Here is a 22,338-nt window from a genome sequence, read left to right on the forward strand (position 1 = left end):
CAATAGACAGATGTTCGTCAATGGCTATTATGGGCCCATTGCGGCGGTCGCGGAACGGGAGCCTCGACGTGCCGACACGAAAAACCCGAACCGGGCCGGATCCTCGCCATGGCGAAGCAGAACACCGTTTTCAAGGATGCCTTCAACCGCTGCCTGGAGCTGTTCGCGGAGACTTCCACGCTTCCCTCCGAACCGGAGCTCGGGCAGGCGCTCGGCGTCAGCCGCACGACCGTGCGCGCCATCCTGACGCGCTGCGAGGAACTGAGCCTCATCGCCTGGGACAAGCGCAGCAAGACGGTGTTGAGACGACCTGAGCCCTCGGACTACTTCCCGACCGCGGAGACCGATTCGCTTGCCGAAAGGATCGAGCGGAGCTTCATGCGCCGGATTCTGGCTGGCGGCGCCGAGCCCGGCATGCAGATCAACGAGCTCGAGCTTGCCCGCGAGATCGGTGCCGGAACGACCAGCGTGCGCGAATTCCTGATCCGCTTCAGCCGTTTCGGGCTGATCGAAAAACGGCCGAACAGCCATTGGGTCCTCAAGGGGTTCACGCGCGAATTCGCGCTCGAACTGACGGAAGTGAGGGAAATGTTCGAGCTGCGCTCGGCCGCTCGCTTCGTCTCCCTTCCCGACCAGGACCCGGCTTGGGAGGAGCTGAAGAAGATCGAGGCGGTGCATCGGGAAATTCTCGCCGACATCGACAAGCGCTACAGCGAATTTTCCGAACTCGACGAGCGCCTCCACCTGCTGGTGCACAAATCGTCCAGCAACCGCTTCATCATCGACTTCTACGATGTCATCGCCATCGTCTTTCACTATCACTACCAGTGGAACAAGGCGAATGCGCGGGAGCGCAACGCCCGGGCGCTGGAGGAGCATCTCGACTATATCGCCGCGCTGCAATCGCGCGATCCCACGCTCGCCGAACAGGCCTGCCGGCGACACTTGAAATCGGCGCGGGAGACGCTGCTCCAGTCGATTCCGTAGGTCACGATGACTGGAGCGTTTCCAGGAAATGTGTGTGACGGTTTTCCGTTCGCCGCTTGTTTGATCGCCTCATCACTGTGCTCGTCACAGGGATCCAGCCAGACCAAGTCCTTGGGCTGAAAGAACTCTTCCCGCGCCGCAGACGCGGCGCTGTCGGATCCCTGTGACGAGCACAGGGATGAGGACGGAGGAGAGATTGCCGTCCTCCAAAAAGTTTCCTACAGCCCGCGCGTCTTATGAGACGCCCTTCCCAGTCCTTGTGAGGAATCGATCAATAGCCGGATTCCGTCCGTACCGGTCCGCCCTCTCCAAGAAATTCCCGGCGCAGCCGCTCCGTTGCGCTGACGAGCAACGTAACATCTGTGCCGATCGCCATGAAATCGGCACCGAGCTCGCGATAGTCGCGCGCCTGGGCGGGATCGAGGGTCATGATCCCGCGTGCCTTGCCGGCTCTCTCGATCCGCGCGAAGGCCTCGATTATGGCTGTCCGTACCTCCGGATGACCCGGATTGCCGAGGTGCCCCATGTCCGCGGCGAGATCCGCCGGACCGACGAACAGGCCGTCGACACCGTCCAGCGCAGCGATGGCGTCGATCGCCTCGAGCCCTGCCCGGCTCTCGATTTGCAGCAGCAGACAGATCTCGTCGTTGGCGTTTTCGAGGTAGTCGCCGATGCGGCTGAAGTTGGTTGCCCGGCCGAGAGCGGCACCGACACCGCGCACGCCATGCGGCGGGTAACGCACGGCGCGCACGAGCTGCCGCGCCTGCTCGACATTGTCGACCATCGGGATCAACAGCGTCTGCACGCCGGCATCGAGGATCTGCTTGATCATGACCGCGTCGCCGACCGGCAGGCGGACGATCGGATGACTGCCTCCGCCGGCGACGGCGCGATACTGCGCCGCCAGCATGGGAATATCGTTCGGCGCATGCTCGCCATCGATTAGCAGCCAGTCATAACCGCTGCCGGCCACCACTTCCGCCGCATAGGGACTGGCGAGCGCCACCCAGAGACCGAGCTGAAAGCGGTTTTCGCGGATCGCCGCTTTGAAGGTGTTTTTCGGGGCGGGCATCGATTGCTCTCCTTCTGCGTCCGAGTGTGTCTGCCGCAATCTGCCGGCGGCGACCGAGTGCTTCCCAGCCTCTTACCGGCAAAAGAAAAAACCGGCCAGAACTTTCCGGCCGGTTTTTCGAGGGAGCGCCGCCTCAGGCGATGCCGCCGAGGCAGACATATTTGATCTCCATGAATTCCTCGATGCCGTATTTCGACCCCTCGCGACCGAGTCCCGAGAGTTTGACGCCACCAAAGGGTGCCTCCGCCGTGGAGATCAGGCCGGTATTGACACCGACCATGCCATATTCCAGCGCTTCCGCCACGCGGAAGACGCGGGCGAGGTCCTTGGCATAGAAATAGGAGGCAAGGCCGAATTCGGTGTCGTTCGCCTGTGCGATCACATCCGACTCGTCCTTGAAGCGGAAGAGCGGCGCCACCGGGCCGAATGTCTCTTCCCGCGCGACCGCCATCGCCTGGGTCACGTCGGCCAGCACCGTCGCTTCGTAGAAGGTGCCGCCGAGCGAATGGCGACGGCCGCCCTGCACCACGCGCGCGCCCTTCGCAAGCGCATCCGCCACGTGCTCCTCGACCTTCTTCAGCGCCGGCTGGTCGATCAGCGGTCCGAGGATGACGCCGTCCTCCATCCCGTTGCCGGTCTTGAGCTTGCCGACGGCCTGGGCGAGTTTCTCCGAAAACGCCTCGTAGACGCCGTGCTGCACATAGATGCGGTTGGCGCAGACGCAGGTCTGGCCATTGTTGCGGAACTTGGCGATCAGCGCGCCTTCGACCGCCGCATCGAGATCGGCATCATCGAAAACGATGAACGGGGCGTTGCCGCCGAGTTCCAGGCCAAGCTTCTTGATCGTGGCCGCGCTCTGGCGATAGAGCTCTGCGCCGACCTCGGTCGAGCCGGTAAAGGTAAGCTTGCGGACGGTCGGGTTCGAAGTCATCTCGGCGCCGATCTCGCGCGCTGAGCCGGTGATGACGCTGAAGAGGCCTTTCGGCATGCCCGCGCGCTCGGCGAGCACGGCGATTGCGATCGCCGAAAACGGCGTCTGCGCGGCCGGCTTCAAGACCATGGCGCAACCGGCGGCAAAGGCCGGCCCGGCCTTGCGGGTGATCATCGCGTTGGGGAAGTTCCACGGCGTGATCGCGGCGACGACGCCGATCGGCTGCTTCATCACCAGAATGCGCTTATCCTTCTGATGACCGGGAACCAGGTCGCCATAGACACGCCGCGCCTCTTCCGCGAACCATTCGATGAAGCTCGCCCCGTAGACGATCTCGCCGGTCGCCTCCGCGAGCGGCTTGCCCTGCTCCATCGTCAGAATCCGGCCGAGATCGTCCTTGTTTTCGATCATCAGCTCGAACCAGCGGCGCAGCACCGCCGAGCGCTCCTTGGCGGTCCGAGCCGCCCATTCCTTCTGCACCCGCGCCGCGGCCTCGATCGCCGTTCTGGTCTCGGCGGCGCCGAGTTTCGGAACGCGGCCGATGATTTCGCCGGTCGCCGGATTGTTCACCTCGATCGCATTCTTCGGGTCGGCTTCGATCCAGGTATCGCCTACGAGAGCAGCCTGGCGAAACAGCGACGGGTCTTTCAGATTCATGTCGAGTCCTTCCTCAAAAAATCTACAGAACTTATACAGCTTTTTTCGCCGGTTCGACAATCACATGATTGCGGTTTACGGATCCTTCGCGCCTGCTGAGCTGACGCGCAGGAATGGCGATGCGTCGGACAGGTGCGTATCTGCAAGAAATAAGGATGTTCCTTCGTGACAGAAATCAACCATAGAAGAGCCGATCACCCCATCCACTCGATCTTTCTGGAGCGCTGGTCGCCGCGCGCCTTCACAGGCGAGGAGATCGGAGAAAAGGATCTGCTCGCGCTCTTCGAAGCCGCGCGCTGGGCGCCTTCGGCCAGCAATCTTCAGCCCTGGCGCTTCGTCTACGCCCGCCACGGCACCGGGCATTTCGCTCGCCTGCTGTCGACGCTCGACGAGGGCAATCAGCGCTGGGCGAAAAACGCCTCTGCCCTGGTCATCATCCTTTCGAAGACCCACAGGGTCACATCGACCGGCGAGCTGAGGCCGGCCTATACGCACGCATTCGACACGGGAGCGTCCTGGTTCGCGCTCGCGCTGCAGACGCAGCTCGCCGGATGGCATGCCCATGCGATGGCGGGGGTCGACAGAGAGAAGGCCATGCAGGTGCTCGGTGTTCCGGAGCACTACCGGGTCGAGGCAGCCGTCGCGATCGGCAGGATTGCGGATCCTTCCACCCTGCCGGACGATCTGCGGGAACGCGAAAAACCAAGCCAGCGCAAGCCCGTCAGCGAATTCGTCTTCGAAGGACGTTTCACGGGCGAATGATCCGCGAGCGATCGAGCTTCCGAAAGACGAGAGCAGGGCGTGGATCGCCTTGCTCTCGTCGGAACCATGATCAAAGTGCCGCGCCTATACGTGCGCGTCAGATATCGAGATTGGCGACGCTCAGTGCGTTTTCCTGGATGAAGTCGCGCCGCGGCTCCACTTCGTCGCCCATCAGGCGCGAGAACAGACCATCCGCATCCGTCGCATCGGTAACCTTGACCTGCAGCAGCGAACGGACGTTCGGATCGAGGGTCGTCTCCCACAATTGCTCGGCGTTCATTTCGCCCAGGCCCTTGTAGCGCTGCATGGTGAGCCCCTTGCGGCCGGCGGCGAAGATCGCGTCGAGGAGGGCGCGCGGACCGCTGATCTCCTGCGTGCCGTCGCGGCGGCGCAGCACCGGCGGAGCGCCATAGACCTCCTTAAGCCGTGCCTTGAGCTGATCGATATGGCGTGCATCCGAAGAACCGATCAGCGCCATGTCGAGCACGGCCGCTTCCTTGACGCCGCGCACCATGCGCTCGAGCTTCAGCCCGCCTTCCGCCGTCACCGTTGCCTCCCATCCGCGTTCGGTCTCTTCGGCGATGACATCCAGCCGGCGGGCCACTTCGGCGGCGATCAACTGATATTCGTCGCGCTCGCCGTTGAGTTCCACGTTGAGCGCTCCGGCGATGGCAGCCTGCTCCACGACCGAGCGATTGTAGCGGGAGTGGAGCCCATCCATCAGCGAGCGCAGTCGCAGCGCATCGTTGATGACCTCGCGGAGATCCTGGCCGACGCGCACTTCGCCCGAAGCGAGTTCGAGCGACGCCTCCTCGAGGCCCATGTTGATCAGATAATCTTCAAGCGCCTTCTCGTCCTTGAGATACTGGACGGACTTGCCGCGGGCCACCTTGTAGAGCGGCGGCTGGGCGATATAGAGGTGGCCGCGCTCGATCAGCACCGGCATCTGCCGGAAGAAGAAGGTGAGCAGCAGCGTGCGGATGTGGGCGCCGTCGACGTCGGCGTCCGTCATGATGATGATCTTGTGATAGCGCAGCTTGTCGGCGTTGAACTCGTCACTGCCGATCGACGTGCCGAGCGCGGTGATCAGCGTGCCGATTTCCTGGCTCGACAGCATCTTGTCGAAACGCGCGCGCTCGACGTTGAGGATCTTGCCGCGCAGTGGCAGGATCGCCTGGTTTTCACGCGAGCGGCCCTGCTTGGCCGAGCCGCCTGCCGAGTCGCCCTCCACCAGGAAGAGTTCGGATTTGGCCGGGTCGCGCTCGGAACAATCGGCGAGCTTGCCGGGCAGCGACGAGATATCGAGCGCACCTTTTCGGCGCGTCAACTCGCGTGCCTTGCGCGCAGCTTCGCGCGCGGCGGCGGCCTCCACGACCTTGCCCACGAGAATCTTGGCATCGGAAGGATGTTCTTCGAGCCAGACGCTCAGGGCCTCGTTGACCAGGCTTTCGACGACGGGGCGGACTTCCGAGGACACCAGCTTGTCCTTGGTCTGCGAGGAGAATTTGGGATCGGGAACCTTCACCGACAGCACAGCCGTCAGCCCCTCGCGGCAATCGTCGCCCGTGAGCGATACCTTTTCCTTCTTGGTGATGCCGGACGTGTCGGCATAGGAGGTGATCTGACGCGTGAGCGCACCGCGGAAGCCGGCCATATGCGTGCCGCCGTCGCGCTGCGGAATGTTGTTGGTGAAGCACAGCACGTTCTCGTGATAGCTGTCGTTCCACCACATTGCCACTTCGACGGTGATGCCGTCCTTCTCGCCGCGGATCGACACCGGCTTCTGCACGAGCGGCTTCTTCGCCCGGTCCAGATAGGCGACGAAGGCCTCGAGACCGCCGTCATACATCATTTCTTCCCGACGAATGTCGGAATGGCGCTTGTCGGTCAGCACGATGCGGACGCCGGAATTCAGGAAGGCGAGCTCGCGCAGGCGATGCTCGAGCGTACCGAACTCGAACTCGATGTTCGAGAAGGTCTGTTCGCTCGGCGTGAAGGTGACCTCGGTTCCGGTCTCGCTGCCGGCGTCGCCCGTTACCTTGAGCGGCCCGTCGGCAACGCCGTGGGTGAAGCTCATTTCGTGGATCTTGCCCGACCGGCGGATCTTGAGCTTCAGCGACACGGAGAGGGCGTTGACGACCGAAACGCCGACGCCGTGCAGGCCACCGGAGACCTTGTAGGAATTCTGGTCGAATTTTCCGCCGGCATGAAGCTGCGTCATGATGACTTCCGCCGCCGAGACGCCTTCTTCCCGGTGGATGTCCGTCGGTATGCCGCGACCGTTGTCCGTCACCGTGACGGAACCGTCGGGATTGAGCGTGACCGTTACGATGTCCGCATGGCCGGCAAGCGCCTCGTCGATCGCGTTATCCACGACCTCGTAGACCATGTGGTGCAGACCTGAGCCATCGTCGGTGTCACCGATATACATGCCCGGGCGCTTGCGCACTGCATCGAGGCCTTTCAGCACCTTGATGGAATCGGCACCATATTCGGCGATTGCGCCGGCTTCGGTCTCAGAAATATCGGTCATTCGGGCTCAGATCTTTCCAGGTTTTCGGACGTCGCGATTCATTGCGAATCACAGCGCGAGATGCCTCGCGGACTATAGAAAATTTGTCCAATTGTTCCAAATCCCGACGCGAAGATCGCGGCCGGAATGGGCTTTCATCCCCTGTCCTTATCAGGAAATGTGGCTTTTTCCAAAACATCTTCCAGTGCCCGAATCGTCTCCGCCGACAGGCCGCGAATCTCCATGCTCAAACGGTTGGCGAAGGCAGTGTGACCGGGCGGAAGGCCGGACGTGTCGAGCACGACTTTCGGATCTGAAAGATGCGCTATCCGGAAGAGTTCGTCGGCCTCGTCCCAGATCACGTTGAAATAGCCGGCAACGCGCTGGAGGAAGTCGAAGCTCGGCGCTCCCCGCTTGCCGTGTTCGAGAGCCGAGAGATACGCGGGCGAAACCCCTATTGCAGCCGCCATCTCTTTCTGAGACACGCCCTTGCGCCGGCGAAGTTCGCGCACGGCCTCGCCGAAGGGAGTCATGATGCGCCCCCCTTCGCCCGCGCCAGCCGCACATAGAGCGCGCCCTCGCCGCCGTGATTGCGGGCTGCCGGTTCGTAGGACGATATCAAGGGCCGGAACTCGGGAAGCGAGAACCAGAGCGGCACGGCTCGCTTCAGGGCTCCGTCGCTGCCGAGCGACGTCCCCTTGCCGGTGATGACGAGGACATGCCTCAAGCCGCGGTCGCGCGCCCTCAGGAGGAACTGCAGCAGCAGTCCGTGCGCCTCGCTCTGAATCATGCCGTGCAGGTCGATCCTCGCCTCGAGCGTCAGCCGGCCCTTCGCCAGTTTGCGTTTGACCGGCCGCTCCAGCGGATGATGAGGGGGGTGTTCTGCCTTGTCGCGGCTGAGTGAAAAGCCTTTGCCGGGCTTTTCAGGCGTGCTCGAGGGAGGCGTCGCCTCCGGGCCAGGTACAGCCTTGATTTCCGCGGTCCCGCCCAGCAGCTCCTCCAGAGCGTCCAACCGCCCGGGCATGGGCCGCGCCGAACGCGCGACCTTCCCCCAGAGAATGCGGTCCTCGGTGGAAAGCTTCTTGTCCTTAGCCATGGCTGGACTGCGCGCGATATCGGGCCGCGGCCGCGCGGGGCACGAAAATGAAGAAGTCTGCGTCGTTGCGCACGGAACCCGCGAGTTTCCCCGCCCGGTCGCCGGAGCCCGTGAAGATATCGCCGCGCGCCGGGCCGACGATGGCCGAGCCGGTGTCCAGCGCGAGCATCAGGCGCCCGAAGGGATGTCCGCCGTCGAGATGGAGCAGGGTTTCGCTCGCGACGTAGAAGGGAACGCCGAATGTGTGGATGAGGCGGTCGACAGCAAGCGAGCGTCCCGGCTCCAGCGGCACCTTGGCAGCCGCCACGGGGCCGAGCCCCTCTTCCTCGACCGGCGCCTCGCGGAAAAAGATGAAGGACCGGTTATGCCACAGAACCTCGTCCGCCTTGTCGGCATGGGCCGCCAGCCAGTCGCGAATGCTCGCCATCGACACGGTGGCGGCGTCGATCTCGCCGCGATCGATCAACAGTTTCCCGACGGCGGAAAAGCGATGCCCGGTTTTGGCGGCATAGGTGATGCGGCGGCGCGATCCGTCCGGATAGATCAGCCGCGCGGCGCCCTGCACATGGACGAAGAACACGTCGACTTTGGAGCGGGCATAGGCGATTTCCAGACCGCGGCCGGCGAGAAATCCTTTTTCGATCGCGCGTCGGTCCGGATATTCCTCGATCCTGCCGTCGCAACAGCGGCCGAAGGCGAAATATGGGTCCATTCCTGCCGGCCGGTTTATGTCGTCGATATCGATGAGGTCCGAGGGACGCCGGTAGAAGGGAAAGCGGAACTCCGCATCCGGCTCAGCCCGTACCTCGACCTCGGGTTCGTAGAAAGCGGTGACGAAGCCGGTCCTTTTCCCTTCAGGGCGGATTCGGAACGGAACGAACTGGGCCTCGAAAAATCCGCGTGCGGCGGCCGCATCGGAGAAATCGCTGCCTGCCGCGTCGAAGGCGGGCAGGAGGTCGGCGACCGAAATACCGAGCGAGCCGGTCTTGTACGGCTTCACCTCCGTTACATGCCGGTGACAGCGCCGAAGCGAAGCGATCACCGGTGCCGGGTCGTCCGCAGACCAGCCGGGCAGCTCCGAATAGGAGACCGGCTCGAGATGAAAAGTCATGGCCGCCCGCTTCCCGGTCAGTTTTCCGATTCGGTGGCGATCAGCTTCCAGTTCGGGTCGCGTGAACGGATATCGCGCGCAAACGTCCACAGGTCGTTCACTTCGGCAACCGAATCGGCGTCTCCGTCGACCAGTTTGCCCTGCTTGTCGTAGGTCGCGGAAATAAGCTGGCTGATGATCCTGACCGTTATGTTTTCCTCGGCGTCCTTGATCTCCGCGTGCACGATATCGGCTTTGTCGATGCCGACGAAGGTCGACTTGACAACTTCGCCCTTGGCCTCGCGTTCCGCAATCGCGGCCTCGAAACCCTCATAGACTTCGCGGGACAGCAAACCCTTGAGAGTTTTACGATCGCCATCGGCAAAGGCCATGACGATCATCTCGTAGGCCATCTTCGCACCGTTGAGGAATTCGGTGGGATTGAAGTTGGGATCCGCGTCGGTCATCGCCCGGAGTTGGGCATTCAGCGGAGTCCCGGCCTTGGCGACGGTCTCGATCGCGGCATAGCGCGACTCGTCTTCCGCCGTCTCGCGACGGGGGAGCTGAACGACCTTGCCGTTATCCTTGGCTTCCGGCCCTTGGGCGATATCCCGTGGAGAGTAGGGATCGAAAGGAGGCCGCTCGCTGCCGGTCCTGCGACCTAGGACGCTACGCAATTGCAGGAAGATGACCACGGCAGCGATCAGGAAAAAAAATGTGATGAAATCAAAAGAGCCCATTTCCACCCGGAACCGCTGTTAGAATTTCTCGTACTGTTCCATATAGTCCGGAAGGATAGACCATTCAAACGACGATGTCGCACCCATAAACCGGAGACCGGACAATTGCACTCACCTTCTTGCGAGCACGGGCGATGCGTTTCCTGATCCCGCTTGTCATTCTCGGGCTGCCGCTTGCGGAAATCGCTGGCTTCGTCGCCGTCGGGCGCGAGATCGGCGTGGCGATGACGCTTCTTCTCGTTTTCGCAAGTGCCGTCGCCGGCATCATGCTCCTGCGCTTCCAGGGTTTCGGCGTGCTCCGGCGCGTGCAGGAGGCGGCACGGACGGGCAACGATCCGGGGCTGGACGTTCTCGGCGGTGTGCTGATCTTCATCGCCGCTATCCTCTTGATCGTGCCCGGTTTCATCAGCGACCTCGTCGGCCTTCTGATCTTTCTGCCCCCGGTCCGACGCGCCATCGCCGGCTTCCTGCGCAGCCGGATGACGATTTTGAGCAGCGCAACCGGCTTCTATCGTGCCTCCAGGCCCCAATCCTCCGGTTCCCGGTCCTCTGGCCCCCAATCCGCTGGCCCGCAATCCGCTGGAGCCTCACGCGAGGAGCGCCGCGGGCCGCTGACGATCGATCTCGACGAGGACGAATTTTCGCGCAAGACAAAGGATGAAGACGACCCGCCGCCGCCACCGGATCGTCTGCCTCATTGATCCGAGCTTCACTTTTTCTGATCCCGGCTCCAATCGGGTCTATAATCCGGTTTCCAAAGAAGGGCCGGATGTGCTCTTGCGTCGGGCCGGGCCGGGCCACGAGGGTTGTAAGCCCAAGCCCTAAATGTTAGATGGCCTCACCATTTCGAAGTCCGAGGAAACTCTTATGACGACTGATACCGCATCCAACGGCAACGGCAGTGCCCAGCAGCAGCAGAGCCCGTCGCTCAATATCCTGGCCCAGTACGTCAAGGACCTCTCCTTCGAGAACCCCGGCGCACCGCGTTCGCTGCAGGCTCGCGACCGCTCCCCGTCGATCAACATCAATGTCAATGTCAATGCCAATCCGCTGGCGGAGAATGATTTCGACGTTGTCCTGTCGTTGAGCGCCCAGGCCAAGGACGGCGACAAGATGCTCTTCAACGTCGAACTCGCCTATGGCGGCGTCTTCCGCGTCGCCGGCTTCCCGCAGGAGCACATGCTGCCGCTGCTCTTCATCGAGTGCCCGCGCCTCTTGTTCCCCTTCGCGCGACAGATCGTGGCTGACGCCACCCGCAACGGCGGCTTCCCGCCGCTGATGATCGATCCCATCGATTTCGCGCAGATGTTTGCCCAGCGCATGGCTGAGGAAAAGGTCCGCGCGCAGGTGGCCAATACCAACGACACGGCCAACTGATCGGTCCGAATGACTGGTAGACCCGGCTCACCGAGCCGGGTTTTTTATGCCCGGCCTGCGCGATTCGCTTGAGGGACCCCGCAGCGCCGCGATACGGACAGGCCTGGAGCATTTGATCCTACGCACTTGCGGACGGATAACCGTTAGACACTTTTCCTGGAAGGGCTCTAAACGGCTTCCGATCTGAGGGCATAGTCGGCTTCGCTGTATTTCTCCCAGATCGCATTCGCGCCGATCTTCGCGACGAGCGCCGCATGGGCAGCGATTTCTGCCTCCGTCAATCGTGGCCGCAAAGGCCGCTCCCTTTTGATGACGACGACGGGTCCGTTGTCGGCCTCCATCGACCGGCCATCCGTCTCCGTCATCACGAGACCAAGCGCGGCCTGGCGGCCGCCGATCATCTCGATATAGACCTCGGCCAGCAGCTCGGAGTCGAGCAGGGCCCCGTGCCTGGTTCGATGGGAGTTGTCTATACCGTAGCGACGGCAGAGCGCATCGAGCGAATTCGGTCCCATCGGGTGCTTGCGGCGGGCAAGAGCCAGAGTGTCGATAACCCGGTCGCTGCCGATCGGCGGCAGGCCGAGCCGCTCGAACTCCGCATTGATGAAGCCGATATCGAAGGTGGCGTTGTGGGCGACCCAACGGGCATCGCCGAAGAAATCGACGATCTCCCGGGCGACATCGGCAAAGGGCGGCTTGTCTTTCAGAAACTCGTCGGTGATGCCGTGGACAGCCAGGGCTTCCGGGTGAACCTTGCGCTCCCCCGGATTGATATAGATATGGATCGTGCGCCCCGTCGGAAACTGGTTCTCGAGCTCGATTCCGCCGATCTCGATTACCCGGTCCTCGCGGTTGTCGAGGCCGGTCGTTTCCGTATCGAAGATGATTTCACGCATGCGGGAGCCCTGTGGAGGATGTTTCGGGACGAATCACCCGAAGCTGACCTTCATTCTTAATGTCATTTGCTGCGCAATTGAAGGCCATCGCCGCCCCTCATCCGGCCTGCCGGCCACCTTCTCCCCACAAGCGGGACGAAGGAAACTCGCGGCAGCGTCGATTCCCTCTCCCCGCATTCGGGAGACGGCTAGGGTCAGGGGGGTTTGCGAAGGTTAAGCCGCCCGCAAATCATCGACGATCGCACGGATCTGCTGCCGTGTGACGTCGAAGCTGTCGCTGGTGTCGACGATATAGTCGGCGCGGGCGCGCTTCTCGCTGTCGGGCACCTGCCGCTCGAGGATCATCGCAAACTTCTCGGCGGTCATTCCCGGGCGCTTCATGACGCGTTCCCTCTGCATCTCCGGATCGCAGGTCACGACGACGATGCGGTCGAGGCGCGCCTCGGCCTTGGTCTCGAAGAGGAGCGGAATATCGAGCAGCACGAAAGGCGCACCGTCCGCTCTGTGCCGCGCAATGAACTCCTGCTCCTTGGCGCGCACCAGCGGATGGACGATCCGTTCCAGCTCGGCCAGCCGCTCGGGCGCCGCAACAAGCCGAAGCGAAAGCTCGGCCCGGTCGATGACGCCGCCCTTGGCGACGCCCGGAAAGGCCGCTTCGACCGGCGCCACCGCTTCGCCGCTATAGAGCATATGCACCACTTCGTCGGCATCGTTCACCGGCACGCCGAGTTCCCGGAACATGCCCGCAGCGGTCGATTTTCCCATTCCGATGGAGCCGGTAAGCCCGACGATGATCATGCGTGCCTGTCCATATCGCTGATGATGATCTGTCTTAGCGTTTCGTCGACGACCGGCCTCAGACCGAACCATTTCTCGAATCCGGGCACTGCCTGATGGAGAAGCATGCCAAGTCCGTCGACGGTGCGGAAGCCCTGTTCTTCCGCCTGCCGCAACAGCGGTGTCTTCAATGGCACGTAGACGATGTCGGTGACGACGGCGTCTGGCGCCAGGCCCGAAAAGTCGATCGCCGGCGCCGGCTCGCCGTTCATGCCGAGCGAGGTCGTGTTGACGAAGAGGCCGGCGTCTGAAACGACCTCGGGAAGCGCCGCCATCGAATGTGCGTGCACCGCCGTGCCGAAGCGATCGGCCAGTTCCCTCGCCCTCTCGGGGGTGCGGTTCACCACATGGATCGTCTTGACCCCTCGGTCCCGGATCGCCTGGATCACCGCCCGGCTGGCGCCGCCGGCACCGAGAATCACCGCGGCCGAGATGCGGTCCCATCCTTTGGCGTTCTCGTCCAGATTGGCGACGAAGCCACGCCCGTCGGTGTTCGTCGCGCGGATTTCTCCATTTTCGAGCCAGAGGGTGTTGGCCGCTCCGAGTTCGGCGCTGAGCTCGTCCGGCCGATCGGCCAGCCGGAAGGCGGCCTCCTTATGCGGAATCGTGACATTTCCGCCGCAGAAGTCGGTTCTTCCTTCCTTGATCTGCCGCATGAAATCGGGAAAGGCCTCGGGCGTGACCTCGTGGGCCCGGTAGCTTCCCCGAATTCCGAACTGCTTCAGCCAATGGCCATGAATGAGCGGCGATCGCGAATGCTTCACCGGATAGCCGGTTACAAAGGCATGGTTAACAAATGTTTCACGTGAATCATGCATCGATCGCACCCAGTTCGCGGAGCTTGGAGAGAAGCGGCAGCATCGGCAGGCCGAGTATGGTGAAATAGTCGCCCTCGATGGTCTCAAAGAGCTGGATGCCCTCGCCTTCGAGCTGATAGGCGCCGACGCTTGTCAGCGCCTTCTCGCCCACCCTTGCAAGATGTCGATCTATGAAGCCATCGCTCAATGGCCGCACGGTCATCTTCGCAGTCGAGACGTGCCGCCAAACGACCTCGTCGCCGCGCACGAGAACGATCGCGCTTTTGAGACTGTGCGTCCTGCCCGAGAGCGACCGGAGATGCTCGGCGGCTTCCGTCATGTCCCGGGGCTTGTGATAGACGCGGGTTCCAAGCGACATCGTCTGATCCGAACCGATGACAAGGGCGTTCGGAAAATGCCGTGCGACATCCTTCCCCTTGGCTTCGGCAAGCGCCAGGGCGACATCGGCCGGCGAAGCGCCAGACGCTTCCAGCGGCTGCTCGAGCGCACGCTCGTCGATCGCGGCGGCCCGGGCCTCGAAGGCCAATCCTGCATTGGCAAGCAGAGTGCGACGAAAAGGACTGGCCGAGGCCAATACGAGTAAGGGTTTCATTTTTCCGGTTCCGTGTTCGCGGTCTGCAAGCTGTTCTTGCGGCGCGCTCTATCTAAGCCGCGGCCGCAGGGCAACGATTGCGGCGGCAGTCTCCTCTATCGAGCGCCGCGTCACGTCGATCAGCGGCCAGTTGTTGCGCGCGCAAAGCGAGCGGGCATATTTCAGCTCCTCGGCGATCGCCGCCCGGTCGGTATAATCTTCCCCGTGGAAGTTCTGCGTCGTTCCGAGCACGCGATGCTGCCGCACCTGGGAGAGGCGCTCGGCCGAAGCGATGAGCCCGACGATGAGCGGTTTCGTCGCCTTCAGGAGCGCATCGGGCAGGGACACGCCCGGCACGATCGGAATGTTCGCCGTCTTTATACCGCGATTGGCGAGATAGATGCTCGTCGGTGTTTTCGACGTGCGGCTCACACCCACAAGGACCACATCCGCCTCGTTGAAATCGGAGGGAATCTGACCGTCGTCATGATCCATCGTGAAGTTCAACGCCTCGATCCGGGCGAAATATTCGGCATCCATGACATGCTGCGCGCCGGAGCGGCGGCGCGAGGGCGAGCCGAGATAGGATTGGAAAAGTTCGATGATCGGGTCGAGGACCGAGACGCAGGGCACGCCGATCTCGCGGCATCGCTGATCGATGAGGCCCGCAAGTTCCCGGTCGACGATCGTGTAGAGGACGATCCCCGGTGCCCCGTCGACCGCGTCCATGACCTGCATCAGCTGCTTCCGGTTGCGGATCAGCGGATAGACGTGTTCCAGCGCATGGGAGGTCTGGAATTGCGCAGCAGCCGCTCGACCGGCGGCGATCAGAGTTTCGCCGGTCGAATCGGAGATCAGATGCAGATGGAAGTAGTTTTTGCGGTTCTCCACGCAATTCTCCGCGGTCTGTTGATAAGGCGGGACAAAAACAGCTAACGGCGGCGCCTGGCTTCAGGCAAGTGGAAAAGCGGCGACTTGTTCACATCTGACACCGAACCGGAAATCTCTTGCCCAGGCATGTGGACAAGACTCATGGCCACGACAAATTGTCACGCGGATCGACTCCTCATCCACAGGAACCGCAAACTCCAGACCGCCGGCAAAGGACTGACTCTGCAGTGTTTTCCCGGGTTTCCCCGCTCAACCCGCAAATTGGCCGGAATCCCTCCCGCCTCTTTGCCGGAGATTGAGGCGGACTGGATAGGGTGAGGATCGATTTTAATCCTTGATACCCACCGACTCTAAGAAATAGAAACCTTATAAATTCAGTTTTATTTTTAGATTAGGAAGCGGCAAGTGAGCGGAACGCATCGCAAAGTGCTGGAGGTTTTGAGCGGCAAAACGCTCACCCCTCCCCCCATCTGGCTGATGCGACAGGCAGGACGCTATCTCCCCGAATACAGGGCGGTGCGTGCGACGGCCGGAAGCTTTCTCGACCTCTGTTACACGCCGGATCTCGCGGTCGAAGTGACCTTACAGCCGATCCGCCGCTACGGCTTCGACGCCGCGATCCTTTTCTCCGATATTCTCGTGGTGCCCGATGGGCTCAGGCGCAATGTCCGCTTCGAAGAGGGACAGGGGCCACGGATGGACCCGATCGACGAGGACGGGATTGGCCGGCTGAGACCCGATGGCGTCATCGCTCACCTGGCTCCTGTTTTCGAGACCGTCGGCCGGCTGAGACGCGAACTGCCGACGGACACCACGCTCCTCGGTTTCTGCGGGGCGCCCTGGACGGTGGCGACCTATATGATCGCCGGCCGCGGGACGCCGGACCAGGCGCCTGCGCGTCTTTTCGCCTACCGTCATCCCAGGGCTTTCGAGCGGCTTCTGACGCTGCTCGCCGATATTTCCGCCGACTATCTCGTGGAACAGATCGATGCCGGCGCCGATGCGGTGCAGATCTTCGATTCCTGGGCCGGTGTGCTTGGTGAGGAGGAGTTTCAGCGTTTCGCGATCGAGCCCGTCCGGCGGATGATCGCATCCGTCCGCGCGCGCCGCCCCTCGGCGAAAATCATCGCTTTCGCGAAGGGTGCGGGCCTTCTGCTGAAGAATTATCGGCAGGCGACCGGTACGGATGCGATCGGCCTCGACTGGTCGGTGCCGCTCTCCTTCGCCGCCGAATTGCAGAAGGACGGTCCCGTTCAGGGCAATCTCGATCCGGTACGGGTCGTGGCAGGTGGCGCGGCGCTGGAGCATGGAACCGATCGCATCCTGGACGTCCTCGGCCAGGGGCCGCTGATCTTCAATCTCGGCCACGGCATAACGCCGGACGCCGATCCGGATCACGTTGCCGCACTCGTCGCCCGCGTTCGGGGATCGCGATGAAAGGGCAGCTATGAGAGGGGAACGCCAAACCGACAGCGTTCCGGGTAAACGGGCGCGCCTTCGTGCGGCGATCGCGGTCGCGGCCTTTGCGGCTTTGCTGATCGGCCTCTTCGCCGGGCAGCCGGACGACCTCTATCTGTGGATCAAGGCGCTCCACATCATCGCGGTCATCTCCTGGATGGCGGCGCTGCTCTACATGCCGCGTCTGTTCATCTATCACACCGATGCAGCGCCCGGATCGGAACAGTCCGAGACCTTCAAGATGATGGAACAGCGACTGCTCAAGGTCATCATGAATCCGGCCATGATGATCTCTTGGGTGCTCGGACTTTACCTCGCCTGGAGCGTCTACGGCTTTATGGGCGGCTGGCTGCATGCGAAGATTCTCTGCGTTTTCCTGCTGACGCTGGTGCATGTGCATTTCAGCCGCGCGGTGAAAGCCTTCCAGCGGGACGAGAATCGCCGCGACGCGCGCTATTGGCGGCTGATGAACGAGGCGCCAACCCTGCTGATGATCGCCATCGTCATCCTCGTCGTGGTGAAACCATTTTGAATTCAATCGATTCGCAGCTGCAATAGTTGCTGCTAATTTGCCGCTACCCCTTGCGGCGCTTCACGTGAATCGCTATTTTCCCTCATCTCCTTCTTCCTGTGGCCTGTGACGAAGTTTTAGAGCCTGCCTCTTCCCCCCTCGCAGCTCCCTGACAAATCGCGCCGGCTCCCAATCCCCTATCAAGCATGGACCCTTCATGGCTGAAATGAAGCTTCAAGAACTTAAGAACAAGACGCCGACCGACCTCCTGGCCTTTGCCGAAGAGCTCGAGGTGGAGAATGCCAGCACGATGCGCAAGCAGGAGCTGATGTTCGCGATCCTCAAAATGCTGGCTCAGCAGGAGATCGAGATCATCGGCGAAGGCGTCGTCGAGGTCCTGCAGGACGGATTCGGATTCCTGCGCTCGGCGAATGCGAACTATCTCCCCGGTCCCGACGATATCTACATTTCGCCGTCGCAGATCCGCCGCTTCTCATTGAAGACCGGCGACACGGTCGAGGGCCCGATCCGCGGGCCGAAGGAAGGCGAACGCTATTTCGCACTTCTGAAGGTCAACACGATCAACTTCGACGATCCGGAAAAAATCCGCCACAAGGTTCACTTCGACAACCTGACGCCGCTCTATCCGAACGAGCGCTTCAAGATGGAACTCGAGGTCCCGACGTCCAAGGATCTCTCCGCGCGCGTCATCGATCTGGTCGCGCCGCTCGGCAAGGGCCAGCGTGGCCTGATCGTCGCGCCGCCGCGCACCGGTAAGACGGTGCTTCTCCAGAACATCGCGCATTCGATCACGGCGAACCATCCGGAATGCTACCTGATCGTCCTTTTGATCGACGAGCGACCGGAGGAAGTGACTGACATGCAGCGCTCGGTCAAGGGCGAGGTGGTGTCCTCGACCTTCGACGAGCCGGCGACACGCCACGTCCAGGTCGCCGAGATGGTGATCGAAAAGGCCAAGCGCCTCGTCGAACACGGTCGCGATGTGGTGATCCTGCTCGACTCGGTCACCCGTCTCGGCCGCGCCTACAACACGGTCGTTCCCTCATCGGGCAAGGTACTGACCGGCGGTGTCGACGCAAACGCCCTGCAGCGTCCGAAGCGCTTCTTCGGCGCGGCCCGCAACATCGAGGAAGGCGGATCGCTGACGATCATCGCAACGGCTCTGATCGACACCGGTAGCCGTATGGACGAAGTCATCTTCGAAGAGTTCAAGGGCACCGGCAACTCGGAAATCGTCCTCGACCGCAAGGTCGCCGACAAGCGCATCTTCCCCGCCATGGACATTCTGAAGTCCGGCACGCGTAAGGAGGACCTCCTGGTCCCGCGTCAGGACCTGCAGAAGATCTTCGTGCTGCGCCGCATTCTCGCGCCGATGGGCACCACCGACGCGATCGAGTTCCTCATCGACAAACTGAAGCAGACGAAGACCAACGGCGACTTCTTCGACTCGATGAATACGTAAGAGCAAGACTCTCTTTCTCAGCCGAGAGGCCGGCGCCGCCCAGCGCCGGCCTCTCGCGTATCCGGGATGGAGCACTTCCTTCTGCCGCCGTTTTCCCCTATCGGCCGTGATCCCGGGACGGGAGTGATTCACGTGAAACGCCGAGGTGGATATGCGCCCAAACAGAGCGACACTTGATTTCGAGCGCGGCTCGGTGCATAAGGCGGCTTCGCAATAGCCGGACGAGTGTCGCACCAATTGCGCTTCCGAGGCTCTGCCCGATCCCCAATGTTCAATGTGCCGAAATGGCGGGTATGGCCGGCGTCAAACCTGCTGGTCATTGCGTAAACCGGTAAGCCGATGCCATCCACCGATACGATCTACGCTCTTTCGAGCGGCTCGCTGCCTGCAGGCGTTGCCATTATACGTGTGAGCGGTCCGGCGACTGCTGATGCGCTGGTGCGACTTTGCGGAGCCCTGCCTGCGCCACGCCTCGCGGCGCTCAGAACGATTCGGACTCGAAACGGTGAAACGCTGGACAGCGGCCTGGTGCTCTATTTCCCGGCGCCAGCGTCTTTCACCGGTGAAGATTGCTGCGAATTGCAGGTTCACGGCGGACGAGCCGTGGTAAGCGCCATCCTCGAGGAGCTCGCCGCAACTGAGGGGCTACGGCATGCGGAGGCCGGAGAGTTCGCAAGGCGGGCCTTTCAGAACGGCAAGCTTGATCTGGTGGAGGTGGAGGGGCTGGCCGACCTGATTGCTGCAGAGACGGAAATGCAGCGTCGTCTCGCCATAGAGCATTCCGGCGGCGGACAATCCGCACTCTATGCCGGTTGGGCCCGACGGCTGACCCATTCGCGGGCAATGATCGAGGCAGAGCTCGACTTTGCGGATGAAGACGATGTGCCGGGTTCCGTCAGCGCCGCGATCTGGGAGGATATCGGCAGACTCCGGCAGGAAATCGATGGCCATATCGCGCGCGCCGGCCTGGCCGAAATCATCCGGGACGGGCTCAAGATCGTCATTGCCGGTGAGCCGAACGCAGGCAAGTCGAGCTTGCTGAATGCACTGGCCCGAAGGGACATCGCTATCGTGACGGAGGTCGCGGGAACGACACGCGACGTTCTGTCCGTAGATCTTTCGTTAGCCGGATTCTCAGTTAAACTCTTCGATACGGCGGGACTTCGTGAAACGGATGAGCTTGTGGAGCGGGAGGGTATTCGGAGAGCCCGGCAGGTTATCGCCGATGCCGATCTTGTCCTTCTACTATCGGAAAAACCGGGATCATTCCGGCTTGATGAGGCTCTTCCGGAAACGGTTCCCGTCATTCGGGTTGCAACCAAGGTCGACCGCCCCTCACCACGATGGGCTGCATCGGATGCGGACATTTTGCTGTCCACGAGGACCGGTGAGGGCATGGCCGATCTATTGACGGCACTGCAGTCGCATCTCCCCGATCTGGCCGGTAAGACAGCCCTGGCGATGCCGTCCCGGAAGCGCCATGTCGATTGTCTGCGACAGGCCAGTGCGGCGCTGGAGCGCAGCCTGAGTTCTTCTGAACTTGAGCTGCGTGCCGAGCAGCTTCGGCAAGCAGGAGATGCCCTGGGTAGGATTACTGGGCGGGTCGATGTGGAGAACCTTTTGGACGTGATATTCTCCGAGTTCTGTATCGGAAAATAACGCGACGGATACAACGCAGGCGAGTCGCCTCGGGCGTTTCACGTGAAACGCCCTTGACTCGACGGCATGAACTGACAATCAAGGCGGAAGCTGAGCAAGCTAGGCTGGAGCATGTCTGAGATGGACTATGATGTCATTGTGATCGGTGGAGGCCACGCAGGTTGCGAGGCTGCCTCTGCTTCCGCGCGGCTCGGCGCCCGTACGGTTCTCATCACACATAAAAGGAATACGATCGGAGTAATGTCCTGCAACCCCGCGATCGGCGGGTTGGGCAAGGGCCACCTCGTTCGGGAGATCGATGCGCTCGACGGCCTCATGGGACGTGTGGCCGATGCCGCGGGTATTCAGTTCCGGCTTCTCAACCGGCGCAAGGGGCCCGCAGTGCGCGGACCCCGTACTCAGGCAGACCGCAAGCTGTATCGCGAGGCGATGCAGCGGGAGATCGACGGGATCGAGCACCTCTCGGTGATCGAAGGGGATGCCTTCGACCTGTTGACCGAAGACGGTGTGGTTCGTGGCGTGATTATGAAGGACGGCCGAGTCTTTCGCGCATCAGCCGTCGTTCTCACGACCGGCACGTTTCTAAAGGGCCTCATTCATATCGGCCAGCGCAAGATACCCGCCGGTCGAGTGGGCGAGGAACCCTCCCTGGGTCTCTCTGAGACACTGCGGCGCTTCGGCCTGCAGCTTGGTCGATTGAAGACCGGCACGCCGGCGCGCCTGGACGGACGCACGGTCGACTGGGACCGCGTCGGGCGGCAAGGTCCGGATGAAAATCCAGTCCCGTTCTCCTTCATGACCGATGCAATCATCAATCGCCAGATTGATTGCGGCGTGACGCGGACCACGGACGCGACGCATAAGATTATCGCCGATAACATTCACCAGTCCGCGATGTATTCGGGACAGATCGAAGGCGTTGGCCCACGCTACTGCCCCTCTATCGAGGACAAGATCGTCCGCTTCGGCGAGAGAGATGGTCACCAGATCTTTCTGGAGCCGGAGGGACTAGACGATGACACCGTCTATCCGAACGGGATTTCGACCTCCCTTCCCGAGGATGTGCAGGACGCCTTCATTCGTACGATTCCCGGTCTGGAGCAGGTCAAGATTCTCCAGCCGGGTTACGCGATCGAGTACGATCATGTCGATCCGCGGGAGCTGGAACTCTCCCTGGGCGTGCGCAAAATGCCCGGACTGTATCTTGCGGGTCAGATAAACGGCACGACGGGGTATGAAGAAGCCGGAGCTCAAGGGCTCGTTGCCGGTTTGAATGCCGCGCTTCGCGCGAGCGGACGGGCTCCCTATGTCTTCAGCCGCACGGACTCCTATATCGGCGTGATGATTGATGACCTGACTTCGCGGGGCATAAGCGAACCCTATCGTATGTTTACTTCGCGGGCGGAATACAGGCTGTCGCTGCGCGCAGACAATGCCGATATGCGGTTGACGCCGGCGGGTGTTGCGCTCGGATGTGTCGGCGACGCGCGCCGTCAACGCTTCGAGGCATGGAAGCATTCCTTCGAGACGGGACGCAGGCTCCTGCAGTCACTTTCGGTTACGCCAAGCGAGGGCAAGCGTTTCGGCCTGAAGCTCAATCAGGACGGCCAGCGTCGTACCGCTTTCGATATCCTCTCTTATCCGGATCAGTCGATAGCCGCTTTGAAACCGGTATGGTCCGAACTTCAAAACATTCCGGCCGGGGTGGTCGAGGCGCTGGAGATCGATGCGGCCTATGCTGTCTATATGGATCGCCAGGCCACTGACATTGCCGGTGTAAGGCGTGACGAAAATACGACCATACCGGATGATTTCGATTACGACGTGCTTCCCGGCCTTTCGAACGAGTTGAAGCAAAAGTTGGCACACCACAAGCCGCGGAACCTCGCCCAGGCTATGAAGGTCGATGGCGTGACGCCCGCGGCTATATCTCTCATTCTGTCCTGGCTACGAAGGCAGGATCGCCAGGCACAACGTGTGGGTGGATAGG

The 22,338-nt window shown here is 61.9% G+C and carries 21 protein-coding genes; 9 read left to right on the top strand and 12 right to left on the bottom strand.

Going from position 1 to position 22,338, the window contains the following annotated elements; genetic code table 11:
- Positions 1-108: 108 nt before the first annotated feature.
- Positions 109-987, top strand: a complete 879-nt coding sequence (locus ACFHWW_RS11810; RefSeq protein ID WP_100672615.1) for a GntR family transcriptional regulator — start codon at positions 109-111, stop codon at positions 985-987.
- A gap of 271 nt (positions 988-1,258) precedes the next feature.
- Here the strand turns inward: ACFHWW_RS11810 and hpaI are convergent, their stop codons facing one another.
- Together hpaI and gabD are read right to left on the bottom strand one after the other, a co-directional pair.
- The gene (gene hpaI, locus ACFHWW_RS11815; RefSeq protein ID WP_324762571.1) at positions 1,259-2,059 is read right to left on the bottom strand and encodes a 4-hydroxy-2-oxoheptanedioate aldolase; all 801 of its coding nucleotides are present in this window, start codon (positions 2,057-2,059) and stop codon (positions 1,259-1,261) included.
- A 133-nt stretch (positions 2,060-2,192) separates the two neighbouring features.
- Positions 2,193-3,647 (bottom strand): NADP-dependent succinate-semialdehyde dehydrogenase, encoded by a 1,455-nt coding sequence (gene gabD, locus ACFHWW_RS11820; protein WP_379938330.1) that lies wholly within the window; start codon positions 3,645-3,647, stop codon positions 2,193-2,195.
- A gap of 165 nt (positions 3,648-3,812) precedes the next feature.
- Between gabD and ACFHWW_RS11825 the strand changes: the two genes are divergently transcribed.
- Positions 3,813-4,409 (top strand): nitroreductase family protein, encoded by a 597-nt coding sequence (locus ACFHWW_RS11825; protein ID WP_100672618.1) that lies wholly within the window; start codon positions 3,813-3,815, stop codon positions 4,407-4,409.
- A gap of 97 nt (positions 4,410-4,506) precedes the next feature.
- On the opposite strand, the gene gyrB is transcribed toward ACFHWW_RS11825, so the two are convergent.
- From gyrB to ACFHWW_RS11850, 5 genes are all read right to left on the bottom strand, one after another.
- The gene (gene gyrB / locus ACFHWW_RS11830; protein ID WP_324762569.1) at positions 4,507-6,942 is read right to left on the bottom strand and encodes a DNA topoisomerase (ATP-hydrolyzing) subunit B; all 2,436 of its coding nucleotides are present in this window, start codon (positions 6,940-6,942) and stop codon (positions 4,507-4,509) included.
- Positions 6,943-7,076: 134 nt separating this feature from the next.
- A complete protein-coding gene (locus ACFHWW_RS11835; RefSeq protein WP_003531717.1) occupies positions 7,077-7,454 on the bottom strand; it encodes a helix-turn-helix domain-containing protein in 378 nt (125 codons plus the stop codon).
- Positions 7,451-8,017, bottom strand: coding sequence for a Smr/MutS family protein (locus ACFHWW_RS11840; RefSeq protein ID WP_379938333.1), 567 nt, complete (start codon positions 8,015-8,017; stop codon positions 7,451-7,453). Before ACFHWW_RS11840 ends, ACFHWW_RS11835 begins: the two co-directional genes overlap by 4 nt.
- Positions 8,010-9,128: a murein transglycosylase A gene (locus ACFHWW_RS11845; RefSeq protein WP_379938335.1), complete on the bottom strand. Its 1,119-nt coding sequence runs from the start codon at positions 9,126-9,128 to the stop codon at positions 8,010-8,012. Before ACFHWW_RS11845 ends, ACFHWW_RS11840 begins: the two co-directional genes overlap by 8 nt.
- A 17-nt stretch (positions 9,129-9,145) precedes the next feature.
- Positions 9,146-9,847 (bottom strand): Tim44/TimA family putative adaptor protein, encoded by a 702-nt coding sequence (locus tag ACFHWW_RS11850; protein WP_018098687.1) that lies wholly within the window; start codon positions 9,845-9,847, stop codon positions 9,146-9,148.
- Between the two features lie 134 nt (positions 9,848-9,981).
- On the opposite strand from ACFHWW_RS11850, the gene ACFHWW_RS11855 reads away from it, so the two are divergent.
- Both ACFHWW_RS11855 and secB read left to right on the top strand, forming a co-directional pair.
- Entirely contained in the window at positions 9,982-10,548 is a 567-nt protein-coding gene (locus ACFHWW_RS11855) for an FxsA family protein (RefSeq protein ID WP_379938337.1), read from the top strand.
- 166 nt (positions 10,549-10,714) lie between these two features.
- The gene (secB, locus tag ACFHWW_RS11860) at positions 10,715-11,224 is read left to right on the top strand and encodes a protein-export chaperone SecB (RefSeq protein WP_026169012.1); all 510 of its coding nucleotides are present in this window, start codon (positions 10,715-10,717) and stop codon (positions 11,222-11,224) included.
- Positions 11,225-11,391: 167 nt separating this feature from the next.
- Here the strand turns inward: secB and dnaQ are convergent, their stop codons facing one another.
- From dnaQ to ACFHWW_RS11885, 5 genes are all read right to left on the bottom strand, one after another.
- Positions 11,392-12,120 (bottom strand): DNA polymerase III subunit epsilon, encoded by a 729-nt coding sequence (dnaQ, locus tag ACFHWW_RS11865; RefSeq protein WP_379938340.1) that lies wholly within the window; start codon positions 12,118-12,120, stop codon positions 11,392-11,394.
- Positions 12,121-12,333: 213 nt separating this feature from the next.
- Positions 12,334-12,918: a dephospho-CoA kinase gene (gene coaE / locus ACFHWW_RS11870; protein ID WP_100672626.1), complete on the bottom strand. Its 585-nt coding sequence runs from the start codon at positions 12,916-12,918 to the stop codon at positions 12,334-12,336.
- A complete protein-coding gene (locus ACFHWW_RS11875; RefSeq protein WP_100672627.1) occupies positions 12,915-13,775 on the bottom strand; it encodes a shikimate dehydrogenase in 861 nt (286 codons plus the stop codon). Before ACFHWW_RS11875 ends, coaE begins: the two co-directional genes overlap by 4 nt.
- Positions 13,768-14,367 carry a Maf-like protein gene (locus tag ACFHWW_RS11880; protein ID WP_379938343.1) on the bottom strand — a complete coding sequence of 200 codons (600 nt, stop codon included), beginning with the start codon at positions 14,365-14,367 and terminating at the stop codon, positions 13,768-13,770. Before ACFHWW_RS11880 ends, ACFHWW_RS11875 begins: the two co-directional genes overlap by 8 nt.
- Positions 14,368-14,415: 48 nt before the next feature.
- Entirely contained in the window at positions 14,416-15,237 is an 822-nt protein-coding gene (locus ACFHWW_RS11885) for a pyruvate, water dikinase regulatory protein (RefSeq protein ID WP_100672629.1), read from the bottom strand.
- A gap of 405 nt (positions 15,238-15,642) precedes the next feature.
- On the opposite strand from ACFHWW_RS11885, the gene hemE reads away from it, so the two are divergent.
- The 5 genes from hemE to mnmG all read left to right on the top strand — a co-directional run bounded on the left by hemE (position 15,643) and on the right by mnmG (position 22,337).
- Positions 15,643-16,674 (top strand): uroporphyrinogen decarboxylase, encoded by a 1,032-nt coding sequence (hemE, locus tag ACFHWW_RS11890; protein WP_379938345.1) that lies wholly within the window; start codon positions 15,643-15,645, stop codon positions 16,672-16,674.
- Positions 16,675-16,684: 10 nt separating this feature from the next.
- Positions 16,685-17,227 (top strand): protoporphyrinogen oxidase HemJ, encoded by a 543-nt coding sequence (hemJ, locus tag ACFHWW_RS11895; protein ID WP_018098696.1) that lies wholly within the window; start codon positions 16,685-16,687, stop codon positions 17,225-17,227.
- 196 nt (positions 17,228-17,423) lie between these two features.
- Entirely contained in the window at positions 17,424-18,689 is a 1,266-nt protein-coding gene (gene rho, locus ACFHWW_RS11900; RefSeq protein ID WP_010970587.1) for a transcription termination factor Rho, read from the top strand.
- A gap of 339 nt (positions 18,690-19,028) precedes the next feature.
- Positions 19,029-20,348 (top strand): tRNA uridine-5-carboxymethylaminomethyl(34) synthesis GTPase MnmE, encoded by a 1,320-nt coding sequence (mnmE, locus tag ACFHWW_RS11905; protein WP_379938348.1) that lies wholly within the window; start codon positions 19,029-19,031, stop codon positions 20,346-20,348.
- 111 nt (positions 20,349-20,459) lie between these two features.
- Positions 20,460-22,337 (top strand): tRNA uridine-5-carboxymethylaminomethyl(34) synthesis enzyme MnmG, encoded by a 1,878-nt coding sequence (gene mnmG / locus ACFHWW_RS11910; protein ID WP_379938350.1) that lies wholly within the window; start codon positions 20,460-20,462, stop codon positions 22,335-22,337.
- The last annotated feature ends 1 nt before the right edge of the window (position 22,338 follow it).

Origin of the sequence: Sinorhizobium sp. P24N7 (assembly GCF_042436655.1) — a bacterium.
In the GTDB taxonomy this organism is placed as follows: Bacteria; Pseudomonadota; Alphaproteobacteria; order Rhizobiales; family Rhizobiaceae; genus Sinorhizobium; species Sinorhizobium meliloti_A.

What these genes read in the sequence shown, in the direction of transcription:
- ACFHWW_RS11810 (WP_100672615.1), top strand. Translation starts at nt 109, where the DNA reads ATGGCGAAGCAGAACACCGTTTTCAAGGATGCCTTCAACCGCTGCCTG.
- hpaI (WP_324762571.1), bottom strand. Translation starts at nt 2,059, where the DNA reads ATGCCCGCCCCGAAAAACACCTTCAAAGCGGCGATCCGCGAAAACCGC.
- gabD (WP_379938330.1), bottom strand. Translation starts at nt 3,647, where the DNA reads ATGAATCTGAAAGACCCGTCGCTGTTTCGCCAGGCTGCTCTCGTAGGC.
- gyrB (WP_324762569.1), bottom strand. Translation starts at nt 6,942, where the DNA reads ATGACCGATATTTCTGAGACCGAAGCCGGCGCAATCGCCGAATATGGT.
- ACFHWW_RS11835 (WP_003531717.1), bottom strand. Translation starts at nt 7,454, where the DNA reads ATGACTCCCTTCGGCGAGGCCGTGCGCGAACTTCGCCGGCGCAAGGGC.
- ACFHWW_RS11840 (WP_379938333.1), bottom strand. Translation starts at nt 8,017, where the DNA reads ATGGCTAAGGACAAGAAGCTTTCCACCGAGGACCGCATTCTCTGGGGG.
- ACFHWW_RS11845 (WP_379938335.1), bottom strand. Translation starts at nt 9,128, where the DNA reads ATGACTTTTCATCTCGAGCCGGTCTCCTATTCGGAGCTGCCCGGCTGG.
- ACFHWW_RS11850 (WP_018098687.1), bottom strand. Translation starts at nt 9,847, where the DNA reads ATGGGCTCTTTTGATTTCATCACATTTTTTTTCCTGATCGCTGCCGTG.
- ACFHWW_RS11855 (WP_379938337.1), top strand. Translation starts at nt 9,982, where the DNA reads ATGCGTTTCCTGATCCCGCTTGTCATTCTCGGGCTGCCGCTTGCGGAA.
- secB (WP_026169012.1), top strand. Translation starts at nt 10,715, where the DNA reads ATGACGACTGATACCGCATCCAACGGCAACGGCAGTGCCCAGCAGCAG.
- dnaQ (WP_379938340.1), bottom strand. Translation starts at nt 12,120, where the DNA reads ATGCGTGAAATCATCTTCGATACGGAAACGACCGGCCTCGACAACCGC.
- coaE (WP_100672626.1), bottom strand. Translation starts at nt 12,918, where the DNA reads ATGATCATCGTCGGGCTTACCGGCTCCATCGGAATGGGAAAATCGACC.
- ACFHWW_RS11875 (WP_100672627.1), bottom strand. Translation starts at nt 13,775, where the DNA reads ATGCATGATTCACGTGAAACATTTGTTAACCATGCCTTTGTAACCGGC.
- ACFHWW_RS11880 (WP_379938343.1), bottom strand. Translation starts at nt 14,367, where the DNA reads ATGAAACCCTTACTCGTATTGGCCTCGGCCAGTCCTTTTCGTCGCACT.
- hemJ (WP_018098696.1), top strand. Translation starts at nt 16,685, where the DNA reads ATGAGAGGGGAACGCCAAACCGACAGCGTTCCGGGTAAACGGGCGCGC.
- rho (WP_010970587.1), top strand. Translation starts at nt 17,424, where the DNA reads ATGGCTGAAATGAAGCTTCAAGAACTTAAGAACAAGACGCCGACCGAC.
- mnmE (WP_379938348.1), top strand. Translation starts at nt 19,029, where the DNA reads ATGCCATCCACCGATACGATCTACGCTCTTTCGAGCGGCTCGCTGCCT.
- mnmG (WP_379938350.1), top strand. Translation starts at nt 20,460, where the DNA reads ATGTCTGAGATGGACTATGATGTCATTGTGATCGGTGGAGGCCACGCA.